The following is a 24,350-nucleotide window of genomic DNA, read 5'->3' as shown; positions in this document are numbered from 1 at the left end:
AGGCAGCTATCGGTATTTTCGTTTGAACACAACATAAAAATGCTGGAGCAGCAATGACTCAAGAAAATCAAAGCACTTTGCACCCAGAACTTGCCTTAGGTGATGTGCTGCCTTCTTACAACGATAATAATAATTCCAACCACTTATACGTTTCATTATCAGAATTGGTGATGGATCGTGTCTTTTATCACCCAAGTATCGAGAGTCACTTAGATACTTTGACTGATATTGAAAAAACGTCTTTAGATGCGATTCTTGGCGATAAAACAGTCGATGAGCATTTTGTTTCGACCTTAGTGATTGCCATCCAAGCTGCCGTGCAGCCAAATCATACTTCTGTTCGTATCGCGTTAAGTAGTGCTGACAGCTATGGCTTCCGTTCGCTGCTTGGCGGGAACTGTGAAGCTGAAGAGATTAACCCTGCACTAGGTGTTCGTGGCGTTGCTCGTTACGCGACACCAGAGTACAGCAAGGCTTTCGCTTTAGAATGTCAGGTAATTAAAGCGTTGCGAGAGCAGGGTATTAACGTTGAAGTGGTTGTTCCTTACGTTCGTGCATTAAGCGATGCCGCTAAGATTATTGACCTGCTTGCAGAGCAAGGCTTACCACGTGGCCTTAATGGTTTGAAAGTACTGTTCTCTTGCGATGTGCCGTCTGCAGTGCTATTGAGCGAACGCTTACTGCATTACTTCGATGGTGTTGTTGTAAACGTTGATAGCTTAGCGTCTTTCACTTTAGGTGTAGATAAACACAATGAAGCTCAGCAACACGCTTTTGATCCACAAAACGAGGCGGTTATTACCTTGTTGGATATGATTGTTAAAGCAACCCTGAACGCGAAGAAACCAGTGCTGCTAGTAACTCAAGGCTTGGTGGATTACCCGCGTCTACAAGGTTACATAGCTGATCTTGAAGGCGTAGAAACGGTCGTGACTGCATAAATCGATTTGTTGTCTTAGTAAATCAACTTGCCGTGTCCGTTTACTTGAAGCGCTAACGCTTTGAGAATGAAAGAGATATCATTATGCGATGATATCTCTTTTTTGTAACATTTTTTTGACATCTTCATCGCTAATCGATTAACTGGTCTGATGACTAACTTGGCTAGGTAATCCGAATGTTGACCCCTCTACAAAAAGCTAATTTCTACTTGAGCATGTTTGGTTTTTTCAAAGTGCCTTTGATTTGGTTATGCAGACCAAAGTTGCTCGCACTGGATAACCAACATGTTGAAGTCAAAATCCCTCTCAAAAGACGAACGAAGAACCACCTTAATAGTATGTATTTTGGCGTTTTGGCTGTAGGTGCTGATGTCGCAGGTGGTTTTCTTGCGATGAGTAAATCTCAGCAGCAAGGTGAAAAGATTTCGTTGGCATTTAAAGAGGTGACAGGCAACTTCTTAAAGCGTCCAGAAGGCGATGTACACTTCACTTGTAACGATGGTGAGTTGATCAACACTATGCTGGAAGAAACTATGTCTACCGGGGAGCGTGTAAACCAACCTGTAACCATTATCGCGACTTGCCCATCTTTGCATGGCGACGAGCCAATGGCCGAGTTCACGCTAACGCTTTCGATCAAGAAAGTCCCGTCTAGGAAATAGCTTGGAAGTAGATGGAAGCTTGAATAAGTGAATAAGTGAATAAGTGGAAGAGCGGTATGTGAATTGAATAGCCACATACCGTGCCGAAAACCGTAGAAAAGTTAAGATTCTTGAGTGATTTGCTCGATATCAACGATTTTTGAACGGTTCATTACGATTTTCCAACGGTAATAGGTCGGTTCGTTATCGTGATTGTTCTCTTTAATGATCAGGTTGAGCAAGTGACGCTTTTCTACTGATTCACGGCTAACTTGCCCTTCATTCAAGCGATACACCTTATTTGATCCCTTATCCATCAATCGTGTCAGCGCTCGGAGGCTAATGGATAACGTTTCACGGGTCTCTTCGTAACCACTCATGAACGTCGATGTCGACATCTCAGTGTGCGAACGATAGTGCAGGATTTGCTCTTCACGTTGAACGACACGCTTCTTACGTATCGATTGAATACGGTCTGCCAACTTAGAAAAATTCGCATAATCCAGCCATTCAAGTTTATGACCAACTGATTTATTGGTCGTTGGATCATAGTAACGACGCTTCCACTTTGGTTTGCCTTTACGAAGCCAGCGCCAAAGGATGTCCCTCAAGTCATCTTTAAAGATTTCACGCAACGCGTAGATGAATGACATCGCGACGATGAAGGACGCGGTAATTTCTCCAAGGAAGTCACGGGCTAAGATAACCGTCGTTGTCACCACCACCATCACCAAACCTGTTGCAATGCCTTTTACGGCGCGTTTCACGTTTTTACCCATGGAGGTGGTCTTTTCTTTAAGCACGATAGGGTGTTCAATCAAACGTCGCAGCAGTCGCATCTTGTTACTCAGACGGGTGACGTCTTCACGTACTTTGGCTGAGTTGTAGCGGTTTAGCTTGCGGTGTGCGGTCTCCTTATCACAAAGCGTTAAGAGTCGATCCTTAATTGTGGAGTACTCGCTGCCACGCGGCATATGAGATACCAGCGATAGGAACTTTTGCTCTGTGTACCATGAAAGGTAGTTATCAATGTTTGCGTAGTAGCGTTTGAGGTTCTCTTCATAGGGAATACTACGACGAAGTTTCTTGAGGATGTCTAAAGCCAGTTCAATTACTTCATCTACTTCATCAGCCGTTACGTCGTCACTATCATTCTTATTCAGGCTACTTACCGCTTTATCTAACGCGATAACATATTGGTAGGCGAACAAACTCAAACTGACACGATATTGCGTAATCGACAATCGTCCACGCTTAGCTAAGCGACTGTGCACCAAAGGTAAAAGTGTCTTGTTACTGTAGTAGGCACGTTTTTGAGTGATTGAGCTGTAGAAAAAGGCACTTTCAGAAAGTACTTCAGGAGTCAGTCCAAGTTCACCGGGAATGAATAGATAAACGTCCATGTCGAGCTTTTTTGTCTTAGCCATCGCATGGTTAATTTTAAGTGTTATCGCATCTTGTTTATCAACGGTGATCAACGATGTCTCCTAGAATATAAAAATATGAATGAAACTAGCGAAAGCATATCAGAGATCACGTATAATCTCCGCCAAATTTAAAGTAGAGACAATCTTGATGATTAATATTGGTCAAATAAACAACTTAGAAGTAGTAAAACAAGCAGACTTCGGTGTATTCCTTGACGCGAGCGACTATGGAACCGTGTTGCTGCCGAAACGATTTACTCCTGAAGGTGTTGAAATTGGTCAAAAGCTAGATGTTTTCTTATACATTGATTCTGACAACCAGATCGCTGCAACCACTGAAAAACCAATTGCTCAAGTAGGCCAGTTTGGTTTGATGACGGTTGAAGGTGTTAACAGCACTGGTGCATTCATGAGTTGGGGCGTAAAAGGTAAAGACCTTCTTGTTCCTTTCAGCGAGCAGCGCGGCCGTTTAAACGAAGGCCAGTCAATTTTAGTATATGTGTATATCGATAAAGCATCGAGCCGTATCGTTGGTACAACGAAGTTCAATAAATGGTTAGACAACACGCCAGCAACTTATAAGCAAAATGAGCAAGTCGATCTCATTATCGCAGAGAGAAGCCAACTGGGTTACAAAGCGATTGTGAACGGTGAACACTGGGGTATGATTTTCCCATCTGACATCATCGGTAAGCTGTTCATTGGCAAAACACTGAAAGGCTACATTAAAAACGTTCGTGAAGAAGACGGTAAGATTGATTTATCTCTTCAGAAAATTGGCGTAGCTAAGATGGATGACCTAAGCACTAAGGTTCTTGACCTGCTTGAGAAGAAAGGCGGTTACCTGCCTTTGAATGATAAGTCTTCTCCTGAAGCTATTTTCTGTGCATTCAGAACCAGCAAAGGTACGTTCAAAAAGACAATTGGTGGTTTGTACAAATCTGGCAAGATCACTATCGATAAAGAAGGTATCAGCTTAGTTAAATAAGCGGTTCTCTCGGTCAAAAAAAAGCCCAAACCTTCCTGTTTGGGCTAGGGGAAAGGGCTCCGAAGAGCCTACGCTAATCGTTTAATCTTTTGACTATTAGATTGAAGTCTAGTTTAGATTCCCTGAAGTGCTATTTTTCTTTTTGGAAATAGTGACTTGAATTGATATTTATATAATTAGCTGTTGATTTACAAGCGCTCGCACACTGAGTTACATGGTCGATAGAATAGAAAAAGCCCAAACAATTAACGTTGTTTGGGCTTTTTGTTTATCAAGGTGTATTCAGTGCGAAAGCTATTTAGAATAGGTTCTTATCGCGCACTAGTTCGCGTGGTAAACCATTCTTCACTCGGTTGCCAACCCACTTACCAAGGCCGATGATTGCACCATTGTACTTCACTAATACTTCACCTTTGCCAGACAAGCCTTCAGGGCGAACATCGCGTCCCATGAACCATTCACGAGCATCTTCAATACTTAGCTCGACAACATTAGCTTCATTACCTGTTGCAAGCGTTGTCGCTACTTGGTGCTGCCAGCGGTAACCTTTTTTATGGGTTTCTGCGATCTTGATTCCCATGCGAGAGAAACGGAATTCACCGATCATCGGCTCTAGCGCTTCTGGGAATAGCCAAACGTCTTTGTCGCGAATCCAAACTTGAGTATCGCTTGGAAATTCGATATCGAGAGTACTCATCAGTTGTTCAGCGACTTCTTGCTGAGTTTTCTTTGATGCTTTTTCAAATGGGAATTTACCCATGCGCTTTTTAACTTCTGGTGGAGTAACTGACGCTAATTTACGAATACGCGCAACAAAGAAACCTTCTGAGTCATAAACTTGAGGGAAGATGTGTAGAAAGCCTTCTTCAGTCGTGGTTGCTTTTGCGTTGTCGAATAGTGATTCAAGAGATTCAAACTCAACCGCATCACCAAAGGTTTCTTTTAGGTGATGACACACTTGTTGATTCTCTTCGGTGCTAAGCGTGCACGTTGAGTAAACCAACACACCATTAGGTTTAAGAGCATGGAATGCACTTTCAATCAGATCTTTTTGCGTGTCGGCAATATCGACCACAGATTGATACGTCCAGTTCTTCATCGCATCAGCGTCTTTACGAATGGTACCTTCGCCAGAGCAGGGCGCGTCTAGCAACACAGCATCAAACTGTTCTGGTAACCAACCACCGAAAACTCGACCGTCAAAGTTACTTAGAGCGGCATTACGAACACCACAACGTTCGATGTTAGCATGAAGGACCTTTACACGGCTTGCTGCGTACTCATTGGCAACCAGTACACCGCGATTATTCATTAGCGCAGCGATTTGCGTTGTTTTAGAACCGGGTGCAGCCGCAGTGTCTAACACCGCTTGGTAATCAGCTTCGCCTTGGAAAAGTGCCGAGGGGGGCATCATAGAGCTGGCTTCTTGGATGTAGAAAAGACCAGACATGTGTTCTGCCGTATTGCCTAGTGGCGCTTCACTTTCATCAGCTGTAATCCAAAAGCCCGTTTCGCACCAAGGTACAGGTTCCAGTTCCCAGCCTTTCTCTTTTGCTCGTACTAGGAAGTCTTCAACACTGATTTTCAATGTGTTGACTCGAATACTTTTACGAAGTGGTTTTTGGCATGACGCGACAAAAGAAGCCATATCTAGATGACTAGGCATGATTGCTTCGATGTGCGTTAGGAATTCTTCAGGAATATATACGTTAGCGTGCAAAAGAGTATCTCGATTTATTGCATTAATGCGGGGAGTTTAAAGCAAAATGAAGCCGTCCTAAACCCTATTTAAAGCAAACAACAAAAATGCAGCCTATTGGCTGCATTTTGATGAAGAATTAATCTTGTTTAAGCTTTATTAATCGCAAGGAGCGTCAGGGGATTCACTCTATGGACGAGGAATCGCAGTCCTCCATGATTTCCACTCAGCTTCGGCTTGAGGATAGAGATAGAAAGACTGATCTTCGCTTGCGACTGGTTGAAGTTCATTCGTCGGTGGTGTTGAGAACGTAATACCACCTCTTAACAAGCTGTCTACCGTTCCGGCTTTGATGTTTGCGCCAGACAGGCCGATAGAGACATCGACGCCCGACACGTTCCAGAACACAGTGTTTGCGCGGATTAGGTACGCGTAGTCAGGTTCTATTTGAATGGTAGATATGATGCGGTCAGCAAACTCACCCAACTGAACATCGATAACACTGCCGATTTCTAGTTCACGGAATAGGATAGGCGTGCCTTCAGACACTGAACCTCGCGTTTCGCTTTGCAGTTGGAATATCTTGCCTTCTGGCTGCACGGGTCCCTTGCTAAGCTCAAATTTCGTGTTTCTATCACCTTTGCCCGGATCTACGTTAATGTGCTTAGAGAGCAGCGCAGAGACGTTTTTTATGCCGTTAAGGCCGATCTCAGGCTCTGTCAACCAGAAGTGACTGTTCGCCACAGCAATCTTGTTGACGTACTCAGGTAAAATACGCGCAGTAATTTCAATACCGCCCTTGTTGAAGTTCGGAATCACCAAAGTAACCTCACCAACCGTGACACCTTGATATTTGATCGCCATGCCTTTGCTGACTTCTTGATCGCCAGAAGAGGTGATAGTAATCGCGCGGCCAAATTTTCGAGCGGATTTCGAATCTTTGTAAAGCTTCCACACATCGCCAAGTTTGTTGTCGATTCCCGGCAGAGAGTCAAAAGCAATACCGCCTTGAATAAGAGTTTTAACTGGTGCTGCTTTAATGCTGATACCCGATAACGACGCATCAACCTCAACGCCTGAACGGTTCCAAAAAACAGTGTGCTTGTTGAGTAAGTGCGTGTAACGATTTTCGATCGTGACTTTGATTCTTACGCCACCGTCTGCAAGCTGAAAATCAGAAATACTACCCACTTGTAGGTTGCGGTAGAGGAGTGGACTGCCTTTAGAGATTGAAGGTAACTCACTCGCAAACAAAGAAAGTGTCTTTGAACCAGACTGATTAAACTTAGCGATTTCTGCTAACGATTTACTTTGGAAAAGTTGATAGTCCGTTCTTGCTTCAGATTTACCTTCACTGACAAAGCTAATCGAGCCTGTAAGAAGCTGTTTTGCAGGTGGGACCGTAACACTCAAGCCTGATTCGGTAAGTTCTGCGGTCGCACTGCCTGTCACGAAGAAACGGTTGTGACTTTTGATAAGGTGCGCGTACTCGTTGTCGATAAGCGCATCCATGAACACTTCGTGCTTATCGGAGCCAGAGCCAACACCATCGACTAAACCCACTTGGATGATAGAACCAACGGCAATGCCTTTGTAGAGCAGTTGTGTGCCGACATCTAACCCGAACGAATTGTTCGACGTTAAGCGAATCGCCACGGATTTCTCTTGTTCCTGACTGAATTCATTTTTGCGGATCGCAGTAAATCGACGTGCTTTTTCACCTTCGCCCGGTACCAAGGTTAAAAAGTTACCTGTCACTAAGTTGGCAATGTTTTTCATGCCAGTAAGCGACAGTTCAGCCTCTTCTAGAACGAATTTACTGCCGCTGTTTAAAAAATCACTGAATGCTGGTTGAATAGCGGCAGATGCGACCACGTTTTCACGCCCTTCACTTAGCGATAAGTCAGTGATTTGACCGATTTCAATGCCACGATACATGATTGGTGCGCCTGTTGCGCTGATCTTGTTGTCATCGGGTACGGCGATCTTGATAGAGATACCACGACCTGCTGTTTTCAGATCTGGGTAGAGTTTGAACTTGGTATTCATCTCGACGGGTTGGCCTTCTCCCGGAGAGTCGACCGCAATTGAACCGCCAAGCAATGCACTTAGGCTCTCTAAACGAACATCAACACCAGAAAAACCAATACTGGCACCTAAACCACTGACATTCCAAAAACGGCTTTGGTCGGTGATGATATGGCTGTATTCATCTTTAATTGACGCTTGAATCGTAACGGATTTCGCATTGTCGTTTAACTGGTAGTTGTAAACCTCACCAATTGGGATTTTACGGTAAACGATTTGAGAACCAACAGACACGCCGCCCAGATCTTTGGTCGTCAGTGAAATATTCAAACCTTCAGAAGCCAGTAAGTCAGAAGGGGATGATTCTAAGGCTTGGAAAACGGTTTCTGGGTCTTCTTTGGTTTCACTCGGGTGGATAGCAATATAGTTACCTGAAACAAGTGCGTCTAATCCTGAGATGCCAGACAAACTTGCTGTCGGCTTTACTAGCCAGAAACGAGTGCCTTTTGAGAGTAGCTTTTTCGCTTCTGGGTAGATGTCAGCATCGACATAGATGCTGGATAGATCTTTGGACAAAGTGATGTCGCGCACCATACCCACCTCTAAGCCTTGGTAACGAATCGTTGTTCGACCTGCGACTAAACCTGCGGCATCTGAGAAGTATATCTGCACACGCTGCCCAGCATCGTGTATCGATTTCATGACCAACCAACCGGCTAATGCGACGGTTAATATTGGCAGGATCCACAAAGGTGAGATGCCTTTGTTTTTCCTTACTTCTGGTGAATATGATGTTTGTGATTGGTTATCGTTGTTCATTCACTGACTCATCTTTAGAGGTGTAGTTATCCCAAATTAGCCTAGGATCTAAGCTTTCCGCTGCCAGCATCGTGAGAACAACTACGACGCCAAAAGCGACTGCACCATAACCTGGTGTAAAGTTTAAAATTTGTCCGCGGTCGACCAAGGTCATCATGATCGAAATAACGAACAGATCCATAACCGACCATTTGCCCACCCATTTCACAATGAAATAGATGGTCATGCGTTGTCTGTGGTAAACGGCGCGCTTCATCTTGATACAAATTAAGATGTAAGCAAGGCCAAGTATTTTTGCAACTGGCACGACGATACTGGCGATGAAAATGATCGCTGCGATGCCATACATGTCGCTATTAATCAGCGAAGCGACACCGGAAATAATGGTGTCTTCTAACCTTTGACCGTTGGTAATAAGGATAGAAATAGGAATGACGTTAGCGGGTATAATAGCCACGGATGCGGCAAACAACAGAGACCAAGTCTTCTGTATAGAGTAAGGCTTGCGGTGATATAAGTCATGGTGACAACGCACACAAGTATGGCCGTCAGGCTGAGAAAGATGACAGTTGTGACAGTGTACGTTTTTACTTTCAGCAAAAGAGTACTCAGATTCTTTTGCCCAAGCTTCCCAGTAGCGACGCACACTAATACGGCTTACTAGTAATACGCTGAAAAGCTGCAGAAGAATCAGGCCAATCAAACCAGGGCCGACAAAAATATCCGAGTAATCTTGGAGTTTGAAACACGATACCGCCAAACTTACCAGAAATACATCCAACATCATCCAATGTTTGAGAGTTTGAATAATAGTTAATGCATAACGAAAGGGTGTGAAGATCTTAAAACGCAGTGAAGCATGAGTGATGAGTACCGACGTGCACACGAGCAACGGAGCTATCGAACTGCAGAATAGAATCAACAAGCCAAGCAGAGGAAAGCCTTCACCCATTAAGGTAAAGACGCCGGATGGTAACGTCGCGGGAATCATGACACCAATCAGGCGAATACTGATGAATTCAAAAAAGTGCGACGGGATAAACAGCAATAAGCAGGTAATTGCGATGGCTAGGTTTCCAGAGAGGCTAGGGGTGCCGCCTCTATAAAGCTGGGTACCGCATCTAGGGCAATAAGCGGACTTTCCTAAAGGGATGTCCATTTTATCGACGGGAAGTTCGCAGCCTTGGCAAAGGCGCACTGAGCTGCTATCGCATTGATGCTTAGTTGATAAAGGGTTGGTAACGGATGGGGAGGTCACGCGACCTCCCAAGTTGAAACAGCGATAAGACTTTTAAGCTGATTTAAATACTTAAAACTAAACTGACTTAAATTCCTAGAACAATAAACATCAGGCGTGCGATTGCACACTGCCATAGAGTGTTTGATAGAGTCCTTGTTGTTCAACCAATTCACCATGTGTTCCCGTCTGTGTGACTTGTCCATCTTCTAAAACATAGATTAGATCGGCTTGTTTCACCGCTGATAATCGATGAGCCACTATCAAAGTTGTGCGATCTTTCAAAAACTCGCTCAACGCTTTATGCAGCGCTGACTCTGTTGCTGTATCGAGTGCAGATGTCGCTTCATCAAGAATAACAAACTTAGGATTGCTCAGCACCATACGAGCTATTGCTAAGCGTTGTCGTTGACCGCCAGACAGTCGAACGCCGTTCCTACCAATTTGTGTATCTAAGCCATTACTCAGTTGCTTGATGACATCTTGCATTTGAGCGACTTCAAGCGCACGCCACAACGACATTTCGTCGTATTCAGCACCAAGGGTCAGATTATGCCTTAATGTATCGTTAAAGAGTATAGGTTGTTGTAAAACCACGGCAATTTGATTGCGTATTACATCAAAGCTAATGTCATCGGTTGTTTCACCGTTATAGCGAATGCAACCCGAGTCGGCTTGGTAAACCCCAATCAGCAACTGGATTAACGTAGATTTACCACCGCCACTCGCGCCTACCAAAGCGACTTTCTTACCTGCAGGGATGTGCAGCGATAGTCTATTTAAAACAGTGTTTTCTAATGTGTAAGAGAATGTAACGTCTTCGATGTCAACTGTCACTTCTTGATCTTCATTAAATGGGTTCACTTTACTGATAGGTCGCTTCTCTTCTTCTAACTGAAGAAGATCGTTGATGCGTTGCAGTGCCGCTTTCGCGCTATACCAAGAGAATTGAATCCCTAGTAGCTCTTGAACTGGGCCTAACATGAACCACAAGTAGCCAAATACTGCGAAAATCTGACCGATGGTTAAGTCGCTGAATAACACCATTAGCATAGCGACGGCACGGAAAAGTTCGAAACCTAATAAGAAGAGTAGAAACGAAACACGGCCAGCAGCTTCAGATTGCCAAGCGTATTTGTCTGCATCGATTCTTACTTGGTTTGCTTGAACCTTAAGTTCATCGAGAAAGATGCGTTCTTTATTCGCCGCGCGTAGTTGGTAAATGCCATCTAAAGTTTCCACCAAACGGTTTTGAAAGCGCTCGAAAGATTGGTTTTCGTACTTCTTAAGGTGTTTAACCCTGCTGCCTAGTTTACGGGAGAAATAAATCACAACAGGATTGACCAGTAAAATGAACAATCCTAAACGCCACTCTAACCATAACAACACGATCGCTGTACCGAACACGGTCAGGAAGCTAATGATAAATTTAGAAAGGGTCGAGCCAATGAACTTATCTATTGTCTCTATGTCTGTTATCAGATGGGCGTTGATACCGCCGCTGCCTTTGGTTTCGTATTGTCGAATACTGATGCGGCCAAGCTTATCTATCATCTTGCTGCGCATTTGATAGGTAATTGTTTTGGACACAAGCGTAAACTGACGCCCTTGCAGAATGTTCAACGCTTGGCTAACGGAGCGCATGATAATCACTAACAACAAAGTTAGTGCTATATAGCCAGTCGGTGTTTGTAATGAAGATGGAAGTAGGTGGTTCATCATTTCTAAACCTGAAGCAGGCTTATCAAGTAATACTTCATCAACCATTAGTGGCATCAGCAACGGGATAGGGACACTAATGAGAGTTGCAAAAATGGCAATAATGTTAGCAAACAGTAATTTGGACTTGTGTTTTTTTACTTGAGTTATTAACCAAGAACGGCTAATAGTATCTTCTGAATTGTTCATTGTAATGAGAATAAGTCCTATTTAGTTTGATGGCCGCATTCTACTGCGTTCTCTTGATAATGGAAGTCTCAATTTAATTGGAAGTTAATATGAAAATAGAACATTACCAACGCTTAACCAAACAAGCCGTTGCATTAATTGAATCAGAAACCGATCTAACTGCTAATCTTGCTAATATCAGTTCATTATTATTCATGGAATTGGATAACTTGAACTGGGCGGGTTTCTATTTAATGAAGCAGGACCAGGCTAAGGAAAAAGACGAACTTGTACTGGGTCCTTTCCAAGGTCAACCTGCTTGTGTGCGAATTCCGGTAGGGCGTGGTGTGTGTGGAACTGCGGTTGCGACGAATACAGTTCAGCGCATTCATGATGTTCATGAGTTCGAAGGTCACATCGCTTGTGACGCCGCGAGTAACTCAGAAATCGTTATTCCGTTCTCGATTGGCGGAAAAATAACGGGCGTTCTTGATATCGATAGCCCAAATGTTGGTCGTTTTTCTCAAATTGATGAAGACGGATTGACATTTTTTATGGCTGAAGTGGAAAAGGTGCTTAATTCGCACGCGAACAAAGCATAAATTATTCTCTTACTGTGGTTTTTCCCAAGCATCTCTCTATAATACGTAAAAATATTTTCTTAATGCTCGCGGAAAACCGCAAAAACCAGGAACCCACATGGAAAACACTGAAAAGTTAAAAAACAGCAAAGAAGTTATCGCATATGTTGCTGAATGTTTCCCTAAATGCTTTACTCTAGAAGGTGAAGCAAAACCACTTAAAATTGGTATTTTTCAAGATCTTGCTGAACGTCTAAATGAAGACGAAAAAGTAAGTAAGACTCAGCTTCGTGCAGCGTTAAGACAGTACACATCATCATGGCGTTACCTGCACGGCGTAAAAGCTGGCGCAGATCGTGTTGACCTAGACGGCAACGCATGTGGCACATTAGAAGAAGAGCACGTAGAACACGCTAAAGCTACACTTGCAGAAAGCAAAGCGAAAGTTCAGGCTCGTCGTAAAGAACAAGCACAAAAAGCTCGTGAAGAAGGCAAAGCGAAAACTAAGGCGAAGAAAGCTCAACAGCCTCGTCGTCAAGCGCCTAAAGCACCAAAAGTAGAAAAGCCTGTAGAAACACGCGCTTTGAACGCCGATGAATTCATCGCTGGCAAAGAAGTAAATGTGAACATGGGTACAGGAAACATGGCTGCGACCATTGTTGAAATCAATAAGGAAGATGTGCGTGTTCAGTTAGCAAACGGCCTACAAATGGTTGTTAAAGCGGAGCACTTGCGCGCTTAAAGGAGATACTCCTACGCATGAAATGCCGTTCAAAATTGACACTGATTGCTGCTAGCTTTTGGCTAGCAGCTTCAGCTCAGGCTCTCGAAGCCAAATTAGATCAGGACGATTTACCTCTACTCGCTCCTGAGGTCCAACACGAAACTGCTAGTAAACGTGTTACTTCTAGATTTACTCGTTCTCACTATAAACACTTCAATCTCAACGATGATTTCTCTCAAGCTATCTTTAATCGTTACTTAGAGATGCTGGATTATAATCGTAATATCTTCACTCAAGCTGATATTGACTCTTTCGCTGCGTCATCTACACAAATTGATGATCAACTGAAAGCTGGCAATAACCAGATTGCATTCGATGTTTATAATTTGTCTATGCAGAAGCGTTTTGAACGTTTTCAATATGCATTGTCTTTGCTAGATACTGAGATTAAGTTTGATACCGATGAAAGTATTGAGCTCAATCGTAGTGAAGCAGAGTGGCCAAAAGATATCGCTGAAGTGAATGAGCTTTGGAGGAAACGCGTTAAATACGATGCGTTGAATCTAAAACTTACTGGTAAAGAGTGGCCAGAGATTCAAGAAGTTTTGGAAAAGCGTTACAACAATGCGATGAAGCGTATTACGCAATCGCACAACGAAGATGCTTTCCAAATCTACATGAACGCATTTGCGCGTGAAGTTGATCCCCACACCAGTTACCTTTCTCCAAGAAATGCAGAGCAATTCCAATCTGAGATGAACCTATCTCTAGAAGGTATTGGTGCTGTACTTCAGATGACAGACGACTACACCGTTATTCGATCTTTAGTTGCTGGTGGCCCTGCGTCAAACAGCAAACAATTGAGCGATGGCGACCGTATTGTTGGCGTTGGTCAAGATGGCGAAGAGATTGTCGATGTTATCGGCTGGCGTTTAGACGATGTAGTGCAATTAATTAAAGGACCGAAAGGGACTAAAGTTAAGCTACAGATCTTGCCAGACGGTAAAGATGCAAAAAGTCACGTTGTCACAATTGTACGCGATAAGATTCGTTTAGAAGACCGCGCTGTTAAATCAGAAGTTATCGAGAAAGATGGCAAGAAGATTGGTGTACTCGAAGTACCAAGTTTCTATGTTGGTCTATCTAAAGATACCGATAAACTGATCACTGAGCTTAAAGAGCAAGGTGTTGAAGGTATTATTGTTGACCTTCGAAACAACGGTGGTGGTGCACTGACTGAAGCAACCGAACTCTCTGGTTTGTTTATCAAAGAGGGACCAGTTGTTCAAGTTCGTGATAGCTACGGTCGTGTCAAAGTGAACAGTGATACTGATGGCCAAATCAGTTACCAAGGCCCGTTAACGGTATTGGTGAATCGCTACAGTGCTTCGGCATCTGAAATCTTTGCAGCAGCAATGCAAGATTACGGTCGTGCAATCATCTTGGGTGAAAACTCTTTCGGCAAAGGTACGGTGCAACAGCATCGCTCTTTGAATCATATTTATGATTTGTTCGATAAAGAGTTGGGCTATGTTCAGTACACAATCCAGAAATTCTACCGAATCAATGGTGGTAGTACGCAAAACAAAGGTGTAGTGCCTGATATTGCTTACCCAACGCCAATTGATCCTGCAGATACGGGTGAAAGTGTTGAAGACAACGCTCTTCCTTGGGACAGTATTGATAAAGCGAAGTACTCGGTGTTACAGCGTAACGATGAGCAAATCGCAGCGTTGACGGCAAAACACCAAGCTCGTATCGCAACAGACATGGAATTTGGCTTTATCGCGCAAGATATTGAAAAATATAAGGCTGATAAAGACGACAACGACCTTTCTTTGAATGAAAAGGTTCGTCAACAAGAGAGTGATGATGCGGATGTGCTTCGTCTAGAGCGTATTAACCAACGTCAAAAAGCCGCTAAGTTAGAGGCATTTAAAACGTTGGATGATATTCCAAAAGACTACGAAGCCCCAGATGCTTATCTTGATGAATCTGTTGCTATCATGCTAGATATGATTAAGAAATAGAGCAAACGCCTGTTAAAAAGGTGATTGTTCAAAGATGTACTATTTGAAAAGCGAGCTTAGGCTCGCTTTTTTTGTGTCTATAATTTGACAGGAATATCTGATTGTAACCGTTGAGATTGTCGCAAAGAACATTCAATATTCAAGGTCATTTAGCTCGATTTTTCGTCGAACAATGACATTTAAGTTACTTCGCACTTAAAATTTAGTGACTTAGATCATATTTTTTCGCTTTCTAATCATTACGTGCCTAAGCTTAAAGAAAACGAGGGGGACGCTTATGAAATGGATTCTACTATTTTTATCTTGTTTAAGTTTTGTGGCTTTTGGGAGTGAGGTCGCTTCGAGTAGCCAACAATCAAAAAGTGATAGTAATCTATCCCATTTTGACCTTCCTTTGCTGCTCGGCGATTGGTATTTGATGAATCCTGATCCTGAGCAAGGTACTGAAAACTTTAGAGCAATCAAGCTGACTCTCGACTCAAACTACTCATTCTCTATTGATATTCAAAAGAAAGATTACAGTGTGGATCATTGGGAAGGTTTGTATAATGCCAACGAAGACACCATTATTTTGGGTTTGAACACCTCTGAGCCTCAGGTTTACGCATATAGCAGTAATCACAACATGCTGAATCTCAACGGTGTCATGTTTACGAAGGCCTTACCAAATGCTTTGGCGGGAATCTGGTCAAGTGCCGAACTGTCTGGAAGCGATTTACGTGCGAGTAACATTCAAAAAATGGATTTGGTTCTTCAACCAGACTTCATATTCATGTTTCGAGTGTCCGATGAAGAAGGCGGTGAAGTCATTCGTCGCGGTGTGTATTACACCGAAGGCGACCAGCTAGTGTTACTTTATGAGAACGGTGAACATGGTACTCGATATACACTGAACAGCGATGTGTTAACGCTGCAAGGTGAAGAGGGAGATATGTTTGCGGTGCTCAATCGCATCCGATAATTGTGAGTTTTAGCATTAAAGTCGTACTCGTTGATAATATTGTGCACAGTTCATTTCTTAGCCGTTCCTGTCTGATTTGATTGATAAAATAGCAAAACATGGAGGCATTTTCCTACAATGCCTCCTTTTTTTAATATTCCCCTTGTTTTATTGGCGCTCAACCTTTAGATATATACAGTTAAAAAATAATTACGTATAACGATCAAAAGGAACCCGTCATGGCACATACACCTCAAGCCAAGTATCGTAAAGATTATCAATCACCATCTCACACGATTTCTGAAATCGATCTTACTTTCGATTTGTACGACTCAGCATCCATTGTTACGGCTGTTTCTAGTGTTAAGCAGGAGAAAGACAGCGCGACATTAGTACTTGATGGTGAAGGCTTGAAGTTGATTTCTGTTTTGGTTGAAGGCAACGAATGGACGAAGTTCGAGCAGTCTGAAACTCAACTTACGCTGAATGACCTTCCAAAAGAATTCACGCTAACCATCGTTACCGAAGTTAACCCTGAAGGGAACAGCGCACTAGAAGGCTTGTACAAGTCGGGTGGCGCGTTCTGTACTCAGTGTGAAGCCGAAGGTTTCCGTCGTATTACTTACTACATGGACCGCCCAGATGTGTTGGCGAAATTCACCACAACGGTAATCGCAGACAAAGCAGAGAACCCATTCTTATTAAGCAATGGTAACCGTGTAGATGAAGGTGAAGCTGAAAACGGTCGTCACTGGGTGAAATGGCAAGACCCACATCCAAAACCGGCGTACTTGTTTGCTTTAGTTGCGGGTGACTTCGATGTACTTCGTGACGCATACACCACACAATCTGGTCGTAACGTTGACCTAGAAATATTTGTCGACAAAGGTAACCTCGACCGCGCAAACCACGCGATGGTTTCTTTGATTAACTCAATGAAGTGGGACGAAGAGCGTTTCAATCTTGAGTATGATTTAGACATCTACATGATCGTAGCCGTTGATTTCTTCAACATGGGCGCGATGGAAAACAAAGGTCTGAATGTATTCAACTCTAAGTTTGTTTTAGCAAACGACCAAACAGCAACGGATACAGATTACCTAGGTATTGAAGCCGTTATTGGCCACGAATATTTCCATAACTGGACAGGTAACCGAGTCACTTGTCGCGATTGGTTCCAGCTAAGCTTAAAAGAAGGCTTAACCGTATTCCGTGACCAGGAGTTCTCGTCTGATCTTGGCTCTCGCGCAGTAAACAGAATCAACAATGTTCGTATTATTCGCGGGCCACAATTTGCTGAAGACGCAAGTCCAATGTCTCACCCAATTCGTCCGGAAAAAGTGATAGAAATGAATAACTTCTACACTTTAACTGTGTACGAAAAGGGCAGTGAAGTGATCCGTATGATCCACACATTGTTGGGTGAAGATGGTTTCCAAAAAGGCATGAAGCTGTACTTCGAACGTCACGATGGTACGGCAGCAACATGTGAAGATTTCGTCGCTGCAATGGAAGACGCATCGGGTGTTGATCTGTCTCAGTTCCGCCTTTGGTACAGCCAATCTGGTACGCCGACGTTGTCTGTTGAAAGCCACTACGATGCAGAAAAGAAACAGTACACGTTAACAACTCGCCAAGTAACAGCGCCAACGCATGAGCAAACTGAAAAGCAGGCTCTGCATATCCCTCTAGATATTGAACTGTACACTACTTCGGGTGATGTGGTTGAGTTACAATGTAACGGAAAGCCAGTTCATAACGTACTTGATGTGAAAGAAGCGGAACAGACCTTCGTGTTTGACAATGTTTCTGAACAACCAATCCCATCACTGCTTCGTGAATTCTCTGCGCCAGTGAAATTGGAGTACGACTATTCAGATGAAGAGCTGATTTTCTTGATGGTGAATGCACGCAATGAGTTCTCTCGTTGGGATGCAGGTCAAATGCTATTGGCTAAGTACATCCGCAGCAATGTTGAAAAAGTTCAACAAGGCGAAGCGTTTGCACTTTCTGATTCTGTGGTTGATGCTTTCCGTGGTGTACTACTGAGTGATTCGCTAGAACCTGCCTTTATCGCAGAGATGCTTTCATTGCCAAGCCATAACGAAGTATCAGGTTGGTATGAGCGTGTTGACATTGATGCGGTCGCATCGGTTCTCAACTCAATGAAAGTAACACTAGCTGCTGAACTTGAAGACGAGTTAGCGGCGGTTTACCACAGTAATGCACTAGCGGAATACACGATTGATCACGATTCGATTGGTAAGCGCACTTTGCGTAAAGTTTGCTTAAGTTACTTAGCGCATACTGAAAAGGGTAATGACTTGGTTGTTGCTATGTACCAGCAAGCGAACAACATGACAGACACAATGGCAGCAATGGGCGCGGCGAACAGTGCGCAACTCCCATGTCGTGAAACTTTGATGGCGGATTACAGCGACAAGTGGAAACACGATGGTCTTGTCATGGACAAGTGGTTTGCTCTTCAAGGAACGAACCCAAGTTCAAACGCACTTGAAGTTATAAAGGCGTCTATGTCACACCAAGCGTTTAGTTTGAAAAACCCGAACCGTACTCGTAACTTGGTCGGTTCATTCTTAAACATGAACCCGATTCAGTTCCACGACAAGTCAGGTCAGGGCTATGAGTTTGCAGGCGAAATCTTGCGTGAGCTTAACAGCAGCAACCCACAAGTAGCATCACGTTTGATCGATCCGTTGCTTAAGTTCCGTAAGTACGATGATGAGCGCCAAGCTCTTATCAAGCAGGAACTTGAGACATTGAAGAACATGGATAACTTAGCAAAAGACCTCTTTGAGAAAGTAACGAAAGCACTAGAGGCTTAAGCTCGCGCTCATTCACGTAACTGTTTGTTAATAAGCGGCTTGCTAACAAACGGTTTACTAATAACAAAAAGTCATCAGTGGTAGATAATATCTGCCACTGATTTTTTTGTTTCTGGGTTATCGAATTTTCGATAAGCTAGAGCAGTTTCAAGCTCAGTTTTAAAGTCAGACATCGTTAAGTGCCAAAAAATACTGGCACTGTATGTTTATACAGGTATCGTATGAATCACTATATTTTCCAACTTAACATCTCATATCAGCAGTTTTTGGCCAGTTATTCTGGCGCCGCAAGTAAAGTTCAAGTGATAACAACAACCGGTTTACGTTTACAGTTACCTGCAACTCGGTTCAGACCATTTCTTACACAAATAGGGGTTAGAGGGCAGTTTAGGCTGACAACTGACCAAAAAAATAAGTTTATTAAGTTAGAAGCTCTGTAAATCTTGGCGTGCCTAGTGAGTTAAAAGGAATCTTAATCACATAATCAAACATTTCACCTCTTACCACCTCCAAAACAATTAACTATTTTTCAATAATGCTTTTACAATAAATGAATGCATTACCTTTGCTTAACTCGTTAGTAGAAAAGCGCTCAACGGCACGTTTCAAACACCCGATTAAGTGATCCCCCTAATAATAAAATATAATTCTAATTGTGGAGTGTGACTATGACCGCACGTGAAACTGTGGTTCCAGTTTTACTTGAAAAAGTTTACAAGCTGATTCAAGACAAACTTGACCTTGCTCATCGACCTCTCGTAACTCAACTTGCTCAACACTTGTTTAGTAATGTTTCTCACGACGATCTGACTCAGAGAAACGAATCCGATTTATATGGTGCTGTAGTTAGCTTATGGCATCACATCAATGAAAAAAAAGCCGACGAAATCTCTGTACGCGTTTTCAACCCGACGGTAAGTCATCAAGGTTGGCAGTCTACTCACACTATTGTTGAGATAGTCGTTCCAGACAGCCCATTCCTTGTTGATTCTGTAAAAATGGCATTGACTCGCCTCGACCTCTCTTCTCACCTTATGCTTCATAACCCAACACAAATCTCTCGCTCAGATAAGGGCAGTGTTGTCGGTGTTAGCAATAACGAAGGTGCATTCCAGTCGCTTTTCCATATTGAGGTTGACCGTCTTAGCAGCAAAGCTGAAATGACCGCACTTAAAACAGAACTGCTGGATATCTTTACGGATACCGGCCTTGTTGTTAACGACTGGCTAAAAATGGTTGAAAGACTGAAAGAAGTCACCAACCAAGTTGAAAAGCAAAAAGAGACAATTCCGGTAGACGCTCAACGCTTCGATGAAACGCTAGCTTTCCTTCGTTGGTTAGGCGAGCACAACTTTACGTTTATGGGTTACAAGGAATACGACCTTGTGTCTGTAAATGGTGACACTGAACTGCAACCGACTAAGGAGCAAGGCCTTGGTTTGTTCGCGAATTCAGATCGTGTACGTAACGTTAAGCTGTCTGAGTTTTCTGACTCGGCACGTTTAGAAGCGAAAAAACCGTATGTACTTATTGTAACGAAGGGCAACACGGCTTCACGCATTCACCGCCCAGCATACAATGACTACATCGGTATTAAGAAATTCGATAAGAACGGTAAGGTAATTGGTGAGCATCGCTTCACTGGTCTTTACACTTCTGCCGTTTATAACCAAACCGTTGAAACGATTCCTCTAGTTCGTGAGAAAGTAGAGCGTATCTTAGACGCGAGTGGTTACCGTGAGGGTTCATACTCTTATAAAGCACTTCATAATATTCTTGAAAACTACCCACGTGATGAACTGCTTCAAGCTCGAGAAGAAGAGTTACTTGAAGTGGGTACTGGCGTGGTTCAAATGCAAGATCGTGATCTTCTGCGTCTGTTCGTTCGCAAAGACCCGTTTGGCCGTTTCTTCAGCTGTATGGTTTATGTAACAAAAGATCGTTACAACACTGAACTTCGCCGTCAAACACAGCGCATCTTGAAGCAGTACTTTGGTTGTGAAGAAGAGGTTGAATTTACAACGTACTTCTCTGAAAGCCCACTGGCGAGAACGCACTATATTGTTCGTGTTGATAACAACAACATGGATGTGGACGTGAAAACAATTGAGCAAAATTTAATGGAAGTATCGTCTACGTGGGATGACCGCCTCTCTGAATCAATCATTGCAAACTTCGGTGAGAGCAAAGGTCTCCCATTGTCGAAAGAGTACATGCGTGCATTCCCACGTTCGTACAAAGAAGACATGATGCCAGGTTCTGCAGTTGCGGATATTGAGCGTTTAGAAGCACTAAGCGAAGATAACAAACTGGGTATGCTTTTCTACCGCCCACAAGAAGAAGCGGCAGATTCTAAAGCCGTTCGTTTGAAGTTGTTCTATCACAGTGATGAGCCAATTCACCTTTCTGATGTAATGCCAATGCTTGAAAACTTTGGCTTGCGCGTTATCGGTGAATCTCCATATGAAGTGCGTAAAACCAACGGTGTGACATATTGGATCCTTGATTTCTCTATGCTGCACAAGAGCGACAAGACCATTGATCTTCGTGAAGCTCGCGATCTTTTCCAACAAGCCTTTGCAGCAATTTGGGCAGGTGAATTAGACAGCGATGGTTTCAACCGTTTGGTATTGGGTGCTGGTCTGTCTGGCCGTGAAATCTCAATCTTACGTGCTTATGCTCGTTACATGCGTCAAGTGGGTTTCCCATTCAGTCAACAATACATTGAAGACACATTGTCTCATTACCCAGATTTAGCAAAAGGGTTAGTGAGCTTATTCGGTAAGCGTTTTGACCCTAAACTGAAGGGCAGCGCGAAAGGCCAGCAAGATCTTATTAAGAAGATCACTGAACAGTTGGATCATGTAGAAAGCTTGGATGATGATCGTATCATTCGTCGCTACATGGAAATGATCACTGCAACGCTTCGTACTAACTACTACCAAGTAGACGAGAACAAGCAGTCTAAACCTTGGCTGGCTCTGAAAATGAGACCAAGCGAGATTCCAGATATTCCGGCACCGGTTCCTGCATTTGAGATCTTCGTATACGCACCTGACATTGAGGGTGTCCATCTACGTGGCGGTAAAGTAGCACGCGGTGGTTTACGTTGGTCAGACCGTCAAGAGGATTTCCGTACTGAGATTCTTGGCCTAGTTAAAGCACAACAAGTTAAGAACACCGTGATTGTTCCTGTTGGTGCTAAAGGTGGTTTCGTTTGTAAGCGTCAACACATGATGTCTGGCCGTGACGAGATTTTTGCGGAAGGTCAACGTTGTTACAAGCGCTTCATCCGTGCACTATTAGATGTATCAGACAACATCATCGAAGGTGAGGTTATCCCACCTAAGAGCGTTGTTCGTCATGATGAAGATGATCCGTACTTGGTTGTTGCAGCCGATAAAGGTACAGCGACATTCTCAGATCTAGCGAACTCAGTATCTGACGAGTACAACTTCTGGCTAGGTGATGCATTTGCATCGGGTGGCTCTAACGGTTACGACCACAAAGCGATGGGTATCACCGCTAAAGGTGGTTGGGAATCGGTTAAGCGTCACTTCCGTGAAATGGGTATCAACTGCCAAACGACAGATTTCACTGCGATTGGTGTAGGTGATATGGCGGGTGACGTATTTGGTAACGGTATGCTGCTTTCTAAGCACATTCGTATGCAAGCGGCGTTTAACCACATGCACATCTTCATTGACCCGAATCCAGATTCAGCATCAAGCTGGGTAGAGCGTGATCGTCTGTTCAATCTGCCTCGTTCAAGCTGGGAAGATTACAATAAAGACCTGATTTCTCAAGGTGGTGGCATCTTCTCTCGTCGAGCGAAGTCTATTTCTCTAACGCCTGAAATTCAGAAAATGCTGGGTACCAAGAAAGCATCAATGGCGCCGAATGACTTGATCAAAGCGATCTTGTCTATGCAGGTTGATCTACTTTGGAACGGTGGTATCGGTACTTATGTTAAGTCTTCAAACGAGACTCATACTGATGTTGGTGACCGTGCAAATGACGTTCTACGTATCGATGGTCGTGACCTAAAAGCTAAGGTTGTTGGCGAAGGCGGTAACTTGGGTATGACTCAACTCGGTCGTATCGAATACGCTCTTACTGGTGGTCGAGTTAATACCGATTTCGTTGATAACGTTGGTGGTGTTGACTGTTCGGATAACGAAGTAAACATTAAGATCTTCTTGAATGGTTTGGTGTCGAACGGTGATCTTACTGTTAAGCAACGTAACCAAGTGCTTGAGTCGATGGAAGACGAAGTGGGCGAAATCGTACTAGATGATGCGTACTGTCAAGCTGAGTCCATCTCTGTTACTGAGCATCAAGGTGTTGGCTTAGTGAAAGAGCAAATCCGCTTCATCCACACAATGGAGAAAGCAGGGTACTTGGATCGTGGTTTGGAATACATCCCAGATGACGAAACGCTTCTAGAGCGTGAGAAGCAAGGCCAAGCACTAACAAGACCAGAACTATCAGTACTGATTGCTTACGGTAAAATGGTACTGAAAGAAGATCTTGTGAGTGATGATATTGCGAATGATGAGTTCCATGCTCAACAGTTAATGCAATACTTCCCAACTGAGTTACGCCGTAACTATTCTCAACACATGGATAACCATCCGCTGCGTGCTGAGATCATCGCGACAGCACTTGCAAACCAAATGGTTAACGAGATGGGTTGTAACTTCGTAACTCGTTTGCAAGAAGAGACGGGCGCAAACATTGTTGATATTGCGAATGCCTATGCGGCATCTCGTGAGATCTACGGTTTGGGCAAAGTGCTTAAGAGCATTCGTGAACTGGATAATATCTCAAGTTCAGAAGCTCAATACGAGTTGCTTTACCATGTGCGCCGCACGCTACGTCGTTTAGCGCGTTGGTTGCTAAGAAACCGTACCGGTAAACAATCAGTGAACGCATTGATTGAACTGTACCAAGGTGATGTGGTGGCTATTACTGAGAAACTGGATGAAAACCTAGTAGCTTCAGAAGTAGAAGAGCATCAAGCAATGGCTCAGGTATGGATTGACCAAGGTGTAACCGCAGAACTGGCGAATTCAGTGGCTCGTTTGTCTAGCTTGTACTCAGCACTGGATATATCCACAGTAGCTCGTGAAACGGGTAAAACGGTACAACAAGCGTCTAAGCTTTACTTCAACCTTGGCGATCGTTTGTCTCTGCACTGGTTCTTGAAACAAATCAATGGCCAAGCGGTAGACAACAACTGGCAAGCGCTGGCTCGTGCAGCATTCAGAGAAGATCTGGATTGGCAGCAACGTCAGTTAACTGGCCAAGTTCTTAACTGCGGTTGTGGTTCAGACATAGATGTTATTAAAGCGCTGGATGACTGGATGGAAAGCAACTCAGTTTCTCTACATCGTTGGGAAAGCATCTTGAACGAATTCAAAGTGGGTTCTGTTCATGAGTTTGCTAAGTTCTCAGTGGCGTTGCGTGAATTGATGCTATTGAATCTAAACTGTATGTCGAAAGACTAATCGTTAGATAAAAACGAAAAACTATAAGGGCAGGCCATTAGGTCTGCCTTTT

Annotated in this window: 15 protein-coding genes; 10 read left to right on the top strand and 5 right to left on the bottom strand. The window is 43.5% G+C overall.

The genetic code is table 11. The features are described 5' to 3' along the window. The first annotated feature begins 53 nt into the window (after positions 1–53). Both ITG09_08875 and ITG09_08870 read left to right on the top strand, forming a co-directional pair. On the top strand, positions 54–941 hold the full coding sequence (locus ITG09_08875) for a phosphoenolpyruvate synthase (protein UPR50840.1): 888 nt from the start codon (positions 54–56) through the stop codon (positions 939–941). A 176-nt stretch (positions 942–1,117) separates the two neighbouring features. Continuing rightward, complete coding sequence (locus ITG09_08870; protein UPR50839.1) at positions 1,118–1,603, top strand: DUF4442 domain-containing protein; 486 nt, start codon at positions 1,118–1,120, stop codon at positions 1,601–1,603. A 101-nt stretch (positions 1,604–1,704) separates the two neighbouring features. Here the strand turns inward: ITG09_08870 and ITG09_08865 are convergent, their stop codons facing one another. Beyond that, positions 1,705–3,060 carry a hypothetical protein gene (locus ITG09_08865; GenBank protein UPR50838.1) on the bottom strand — a complete coding sequence of 452 codons (1,356 nt, stop codon included), beginning with the start codon at positions 3,058–3,060 and terminating at the stop codon, positions 1,705–1,707. 28 nt (positions 3,061–3,088) lie between these two features. Here ITG09_08865 and ITG09_08860 point away from each other — a divergent pair, with 28 nt between their 5' ends. Continuing rightward, on the top strand, positions 3,089–3,997 hold the full coding sequence (locus ITG09_08860; protein UPR50837.1) for a GntR family transcriptional regulator: 909 nt from the start codon (positions 3,089–3,091) through the stop codon (positions 3,995–3,997). A gap of 298 nt (positions 3,998–4,295) precedes the next feature. Here the strand turns inward: ITG09_08860 and rsmF are convergent, their stop codons facing one another. From rsmF to ITG09_08840, 4 genes are all read right to left on the bottom strand, one after another. Beyond that, entirely contained in the window at positions 4,296–5,717 is a 1,422-nt protein-coding gene (gene rsmF, locus ITG09_08855) for a 16S rRNA (cytosine(1407)-C(5))-methyltransferase RsmF (protein ID UPR50836.1), read from the bottom strand. Between the two features lie 168 nt (positions 5,718–5,885). Continuing rightward, entirely contained in the window at positions 5,886–8,543 is a 2,658-nt protein-coding gene (locus ITG09_08850) for an MCE family protein (GenBank protein ID UPR50835.1), read from the bottom strand. Then, positions 8,530–9,813 carry a paraquat-inducible protein A gene (locus ITG09_08845; GenBank protein ID UPR50834.1) on the bottom strand — a complete coding sequence of 428 codons (1,284 nt, stop codon included), beginning with the start codon at positions 9,811–9,813 and terminating at the stop codon, positions 8,530–8,532. Before ITG09_08845 ends, ITG09_08850 begins: the two co-directional genes overlap by 14 nt. A gap of 78 nt (positions 9,814–9,891) precedes the next feature. After that, positions 9,892–11,688: an ABC transporter ATP-binding protein gene (locus ITG09_08840; GenBank protein UPR50833.1), complete on the bottom strand. Its 1,797-nt coding sequence runs from the start codon at positions 11,686–11,688 to the stop codon at positions 9,892–9,894. An 89-nt stretch (positions 11,689–11,777) separates the two neighbouring features. Here ITG09_08840 and ITG09_08835 point away from each other — a divergent pair, with 89 nt between their 5' ends. The 7 genes from ITG09_08835 to ITG09_08805 all read left to right on the top strand — a co-directional run bounded on the left by ITG09_08835 (position 11,778) and on the right by ITG09_08805 (position 24,298). After that, positions 11,778–12,269: a GAF domain-containing protein gene (locus ITG09_08835; GenBank protein ID UPR50832.1), complete on the top strand. Its 492-nt coding sequence runs from the start codon at positions 11,778–11,780 to the stop codon at positions 12,267–12,269. Positions 12,270–12,366: 97 nt separating this feature from the next. Further along, a complete protein-coding gene (gene proQ, locus ITG09_08830) occupies positions 12,367–12,990 on the top strand; it encodes an RNA chaperone ProQ (protein ID UPR50831.1) in 624 nt (207 codons plus the stop codon). 17 nt (positions 12,991–13,007) lie between these two features. Then, complete coding sequence (gene prc, locus ITG09_08825; GenBank protein UPR50830.1) at positions 13,008–15,002, top strand: carboxy terminal-processing peptidase; 1,995 nt, start codon at positions 13,008–13,010, stop codon at positions 15,000–15,002. A gap of 277 nt (positions 15,003–15,279) precedes the next feature. Beyond that, positions 15,280–15,963, top strand: coding sequence for a hypothetical protein (locus ITG09_08820; protein ID UPR50829.1), 684 nt, complete (start codon positions 15,280–15,282; stop codon positions 15,961–15,963). Positions 15,964–16,181: 218 nt separating this feature from the next. After that, positions 16,182–18,788, top strand: a complete 2,607-nt coding sequence (gene pepN / locus ITG09_08815; protein ID UPR50828.1) for an aminopeptidase N — start codon at positions 16,182–16,184, stop codon at positions 18,786–18,788. A gap of 221 nt (positions 18,789–19,009) precedes the next feature. Further along, positions 19,010–19,228 (top strand): DUF2835 domain-containing protein, encoded by a 219-nt coding sequence (locus ITG09_08810; protein UPR50827.1) that lies wholly within the window; start codon positions 19,010–19,012, stop codon positions 19,226–19,228. A 228-nt stretch (positions 19,229–19,456) separates the two neighbouring features. Beyond that, positions 19,457–24,298: an NAD-glutamate dehydrogenase gene (locus tag ITG09_08805; GenBank protein ID UPR50826.1), complete on the top strand. Its 4,842-nt coding sequence runs from the start codon at positions 19,457–19,459 to the stop codon at positions 24,296–24,298. Positions 24,299–24,350 lie beyond the last annotated feature (52 nt).

It is taken from the genome of Vibrio cyclitrophicus, assembly GCA_023206055.1.
GTDB lineage: Bacteria > Pseudomonadota > Gammaproteobacteria > Enterobacterales > Vibrionaceae > Vibrio > Vibrio cyclitrophicus_A.
This window is presented reverse-complemented; position numbering and strand designations above follow the sequence as displayed.